Below are 5,509 nucleotides of genomic sequence, written 5' to 3'. Positions count from 1 at the left end.
GGGTGCGGCGGTTACGGGACGCGGGCGAGGTCCGCGGCGCCGACGATGCCGGCGGCGGAGCCCATCGAGGCCAGGACGACCTCGGCGCGCGGCCGGTGCACCCCGCCGGTGAGGTAGTGCTCGAAGGCCTTGGCGACCGGGTCGAGCAGCAGTCGGCCGGAGTCGGAGACGCCGCCGCCGAGCACGAAGACGGCCGGGTCGAACAGCGCGGCGAGGTCGGCCATGCCGCGGCCCAGCCAGTCGGACAGCTCGGCGTAGCACTCCAGGGCGAGCGGGTCGCCCTCCTCGGCGGCCTGGGTGATGTGGATGCCGCGGATGGTCTCGGCCACGCCGTCGTTGAGCTCCAGCATCCGGTGGCCGCGCTGCGGGTCGGCGGCGGCCTTCTCCCGGCCGTAGCGGCGCAGCGCGCGCCCGGAGCCGTACTGCTCCCAGCAGCCCTTGCCGCCACAGCCGCAGGTCAGGCCGTCGGGGACCATGTTGAGGTGGCCGATCTCACCGGCCACGCCGAAGCGGCCGCGGTGCAGCCGGCCGTCCAGGACGATGCCGCCGCCGATGCCGGTGCCGACGGTGATCAGCACCATGTCGTGGTGGTCGGCGGCCGCGCCGAAGCGGAACTCGGCCCAGGCCGCGCAGTTGGCGTCGTTCTCGACGACGGTGGACAGGCCGGTGAGCTCCTCGATCCGCCCGCGCAGCGGCTCGTTCTCCCAGTCGATGTTGGGGGCGAAGATCACCGTGGAGCGGTTGCTGTCGACGAAGCCGGGGGCGCCGACGCCCACCGCCGTGACGTCGGGGTGCTCGTCCTTGAGCTCGCGCACGGCCTGCGCGATGGCGTCGACCGCCCACTGCGGGTCGGCCGGGGTGGGCACCCTGGTCCGGGCCAGGATCGCGCCCGCCTCGTCGACCACGCCTGCCGCGATCTTGGTCCCGCCGACATCGACGCCGATGGTCAGAGCCATGTGTCCCTCAGCTATTCACTCGTTCCGCTGGACGGAACGCTACCGCCCAACCCGGCCCCCGTACACAGCCTCGCATACATTATCCGAAGACAACTCTGGGCCGACGCGGCCGGGATGCTTCAAAAGTCGTATCTAATCTCCTTCTTCGTGACGTACGAGAGCAGCGCGATCACCCTCCGAAAGTCACGGTTTCACTGCTTGGCGGACGGCCCGTCAGCCTCGTCAACGCCGGAGCCACGGCCTCCGTCGCCATCGTTGTCGCCGTCGAGGTCGATCTTCTCCGTCGGCGCGCCCTGCCCGGCGGTCCAGCGGCTCTCGTGCCCGGCCACGGCGGCGCGGTAGGCGGCCAGCAGCTCGGTGCCCGCGGCGGCCAGCCCGGTGCCGGCGGCGGCGAGGTGGGAGTAGACCTCCGGCTGCTGGGTGCGCAGCTTGTCGGCCAGCCCGGAGAGGGTGATCAGGGTGGTGGCGCTCGCCTCCTGGGCCTTGTCGCCGAGCGCACCGGCGAACCGGCGCACCTCGTCCACCAGCGGGCCCAGCTCCGGCCCGAACGGGTGCCCCTGGCCGCCCTGCTCGCCGTCCTGCCGGCCGCCGGGCTCGGTGCGGTCGTCGGTGCTGGTCATCGCGGGCGCCTCCTCAGCCGTGGCCGCACCCCGCGGCCCTCCGGCCCGACGCTACCCGACCGGCCGGGCCGCCCGGAAAGCCGCCGAACCCGGCCCAGGACCCGCCGGAGCCCCGGCCCGGGGCCCGCCGGAGCCCCGTCTGAGCCCCGCCGAACCCCCCGTCAGCCCCGGGGCCAGAGCGCCGGGTCCGGCGCGAACCGCACCGAGAGCACCCCGTCGTGCAGCCCCGCCCCGGCCACCGTGCAGCGGCGCAGCGCGGACGGCAGGGTGAGCACCCGGCGGTGGGTGCCGAGCCCGACGACCAGGTCGTCGCCCCGGCGGACCAGGTCCAGCTCGGAGCGGTCGGCGCCGGGCAGGTCGAGGTGCCAGACCAGCAGGCCCTCCTCGGCGAGCCGGTCCTCGACCGGCCAGGGCTCGGGGGCGAGCCGCTCGGGCCCGTCCCCGTCGCCGTAGAGCCGGTCGGCGACGGCCTCCAGGGTCACGTCGTCCAGCCCGGCGACCAGCACCGGGGCGTCGGTCTCGGCGGCGAGCCCGGTCAGCTCCTCCTGCCGGCGGCGGGCCAGCTCGGCCAGCCAGGGGTCGGGCGAGGAGGCGGCGGCCCCGGGCAGCGCGCCGTGCACCACCACGGCGTCCGGCCGGTGCCCGTGCAGGGCGAGCCCGGCCCGGATCCGGCGCAGCTCCCCGTACGGGTGGCCGTCCGCCGGGACGACCAGCCGGACGCTGGTGCCGGGGTCGGTGATCGCGGCGCGGGACTCGGCCAGTGCCGCGGCGGCCTTGGTGCGCCCCTCGTACAGCCAGTCGGCGGGCATCGGGACGCCGGCCAGCCCGGCCAGCAGCGGGCGCAGCGCCCGGGCGGCCTGCCGCTGCTCGGGGACGAGCCGGTCCAGGTAGCGGGCGAGCTGTTCGGGCAGGGCGAGGGTGGCGATCAGCTCGGCGGGCGGCGGGGCGAGCACGACCAGGACGTCCTGGTCGGCGGCGGGCAGGGCGCGCAGCAGGGCGAGCCGGGCGATGCCGGGGAGGGCGGTGAGCTCCTCGGGGTCGAGCTGTTCGGCCCCGAGCAGGTCGAGGGCGGGCTTGAGCCGGCCGGTGAGCGCGCCGACGGCGTAGCGGAAGGCGGCCTGCTCGTCGATCCGGGAGACGGTCAGGCCCGGTGCGTGCTGGAGCGGTTCGGGCTCCAGCCGGGTGCCGAGGGCGGAGTCCAGGGCACGGTGCGGGTCGTCGGCGGCCAGCAGCCAGGTGCGGTGGCCGCGCCGGGCGGCGTGCAGGGCGGTGGCGGCGGCCACCGTGGGTGCGCCAGCGTCGCCGCTGACCAGGATGGTGCGTGTCGCCGTCATGCCGTGCGGCCCCCGTTCGGTCGTGTCAGCCTTCGACGCGCTTCTTCAGACCGGCCAGGGCGCGGTCGATGATGACCTTCTCGGCCTTGCGCTTGATCATGCCGAGCATCGGGATCTTGACGTCCACGGCGAGCTGGTAGGTCACCTCGGTGCGGCCGCCGGCGAGCGGGGCGAGGGTGTAGGAGCCGTCCAGCGAGCGGAGCATCTGGCTGCGGACGAGGGTCCAGGAGACCTCGCGGTCGCCGTCCCAGGTGTAGGCGAGGACGTGTTCGTCGCGGATGGCGCCGGCGTCGAGCAGCAGTCGGACCTCGGCGGCGCGGCCGTCCTCGCCGGTGCCCAGGACCTCGATCTCCTTGACCTCGCCGGTCCAGGCCGGGTAGGCGGCGAAGTCGGCGATCACCGCCATGACCGTGGCCGGGGTCGCGTCGATGGTGATGCTCGACCTGGTGTGCTCCGCCATGGAATGGCCCTCCGCCTCGTCCCTCTGCCTGCCGGTCCGGCCGGGGCGCGCTCGGCCCGGTCCGCCCGGAGCAGGCTATCGCGCCCGGTGGGCGGCGCGGCGGCGCGGGGCGGCCGAGGGACCGGCGGGCGCCGGGCGGCCGGGCATGTTACCGGCCGGTCGCCCTGCGCTGTCGTAGGGTGCCATTCGAACGACCCGGTCACGGCCAGGTCGGACCCGGCCGGGTGTGACACTTCGAACACCGGAGCCGACCCCTCTGGTCGAAGCTGCCTACCGGGCAGTAACGTCCTGCCGTCCCGCAGCGTCGCGAACGAGGAGCAGTCTTGCTCGACTTCAGCCTTCCGGCCCTCTACCAGGTACCGAGCGGCGGCAACCTCGCCGACCCGGTGCACCGGAACGCCGAGGAGCACCCGGACGTCGCCGTGCTCAGCCGCAAGGTGGACGGCCACTGGCAGGAGTTGACGTCGGTCCAGTTCCTGGCCGAGGTGCACGCCGCCGCGAAGGGCCTGATCGCCGCGGGCATCGAGCCCGGCGACCGGGTGGCCATCATGTCCCGCACCCGCTACGAGTGGACGCTGCTGGACTTCGCGATCTGGACGGCCGGCGCGATCGTCGTGCCGGTGTACGAGACCTCCTCCGCCGAGCAGGTCGAGTGGATCCTCGGCGACTCGGGCGCGGTCGCCGTGATCACCGAGACCGACCAGCACGTCGGGGTGGTCGCCGAGGTCCGCGACCGGCTGCCGGGCCTGGCGCACAGCTGGCAGATCGACGGCGGGGCGATCGCCGCGCTGGCCGAGGCCGGGCAGGACGTCCCGGACGCGACGGTCCACGAGCGCCGCCGGACCGCCGGCCCCGACGACATCGCCACCATCGTCTACACGTCGGGCACCACAGGCCGCCCGAAGGGCTGCCAGCTGACCCACGGCAACTTCCTGGCCGAGTGCGGCAACGTGGTCGAGCGCCTGGCCCCGCTGTTCCACACCGGCGAGAGCTCGGTCCTGCTCTTCCTGCCGCTGGCCCACGTGTTCGCCCGGATCGTCGAGATCGCCCCGATGATGGCGCCGATCAAGCTCGGCCACGTCTCCGACGTCCGGAACGTCACCGCCGAGCTGGCCTCCTTCAAGCCGACCCTGATCCTGGGCGTGCCCAGAGTGTTCGAGAAGGTCTACAACACCGCCCGCGCCAAGGCCCAGGCCGACGGCAAGGGCAAGATCTTCGACAAGGCCGCCGACACCGCGATCGCCTACAGCCGGGCGCTGGACGCGGGCGGCGCGGGCCTGGTGCTGCGGCTCAAGCACGCGGTCTTCGACAAGCTGGTCTACAGCAAGCTGCGCGCCGCCCTCGGCGGCCGGGCCACCCACGCCATCTCCGGCGGCGCCCCGCTCGGCGAGCGCCTGGGCCACTTCTACCGCGGCATCGGCTTCACCGTCCTGGAGGGCTACGGCCTGACGGAGACCTGCGCCGCCACCGCCTTCAACGAGTGCGCCGAGCCGAAGATCGGCACGGTCGGCCAGCCGGTGCCCGGCTGCTCCGTCCGGATCGCCGAGGACGGCGAGGTCCTGCTCAAGGGCCCGCACATCTCCACCGGCTACTGGAACAACCCGCAGGCCACCGCGGACGCCTTCAAGGACGGCTGGTTCGCCACCGGTGACCTCGGCTCGCTGGACTCCGAGGGCTACCTGACCATCACCGGCCGCAAGAAGGAGATCATCGTCACGGCCGGCGGCAAGAACGTCGCCCCCGCCGTGATCGAGGACCGGATCCGGGCCCACGCCCTGGTCGGCGAGGTCATGGTGGTCGGCGACCGCAAGCCCTTCATCGCCTGCCTGATCACCGTCGACCCGGACTTCTTCCCGAAGTGGAAGGAGCTCAACGGCAAGCCCGCCGACGCCACCGTCGCCGACCTCGCCGCCGACCCGGACCTGCTGGCCGCCCTCCAGAGCGCGGTGGACGACGGCAACGCGGCCGTCTCGCACGCCGAGGCGGTCAAGAAGTTCCGCCTGCTGGACACCGAGTTCTCCGAGGAGAGCGGCCACCTGACGCCCTCGCTCAAGCTCAAGCGCAACGTCGTGCTGAAGGACTACGCCGCCGAGATCGAGGCCCTGTACCGGAAGTAGGGCCGCGCCGGTACGCCGAAGG

5 protein-coding genes are annotated in these 5,509 nt (G+C 74.0%); 1 reads left to right on the top strand and 4 read right to left on the bottom strand.

Going from position 1 to position 5,509, the window contains the following annotated elements; all coding sequences use genetic code 11:
- Positions 1-11: 11 nt before the first annotated feature.
- From ACFU6K_RS30095 to ACFU6K_RS30080, 4 genes are all read right to left on the bottom strand, one after another.
- Positions 12-956, bottom strand: a complete 945-nt coding sequence (locus ACFU6K_RS30095) for an ROK family glucokinase (RefSeq protein WP_380668308.1) — start codon at positions 954-956, stop codon at positions 12-14.
- 191 nt (positions 957-1,147) lie between these two features.
- Positions 1,148-1,576 (bottom strand): DUF5304 family protein, encoded by a 429-nt coding sequence (locus ACFU6K_RS30090; RefSeq protein WP_380668306.1) that lies wholly within the window; start codon positions 1,574-1,576, stop codon positions 1,148-1,150.
- A 161-nt stretch (positions 1,577-1,737) separates the two neighbouring features.
- Positions 1,738-2,910, bottom strand: a complete 1,173-nt coding sequence (locus tag ACFU6K_RS30085) for an ArsA family ATPase (protein ID WP_380668304.1) — start codon at positions 2,908-2,910, stop codon at positions 1,738-1,740.
- Between the two features lie 25 nt (positions 2,911-2,935).
- On the bottom strand, positions 2,936-3,370 hold the full coding sequence (locus ACFU6K_RS30080) for an SRPBCC family protein (protein WP_049657553.1): 435 nt from the start codon (positions 3,368-3,370) through the stop codon (positions 2,936-2,938).
- 323 nt (positions 3,371-3,693) lie between these two features.
- On the opposite strand from ACFU6K_RS30080, the gene ACFU6K_RS30075 reads away from it, so the two are divergent.
- Positions 3,694-5,487: an AMP-dependent synthetase/ligase gene (locus tag ACFU6K_RS30075; RefSeq protein ID WP_380668302.1), complete on the top strand. Its 1,794-nt coding sequence runs from the start codon at positions 3,694-3,696 to the stop codon at positions 5,485-5,487.
- The last annotated feature ends 22 nt before the right edge of the window (positions 5,488-5,509 follow it).

It is taken from the genome of Kitasatospora sp. NPDC057512 (assembly GCF_042802135.1).
Taxonomy (GTDB): Bacteria; Actinomycetota; Actinomycetes; order Streptomycetales; family Streptomycetaceae; genus Kitasatospora.
This window is presented reverse-complemented; position numbering and strand designations above follow the sequence as displayed.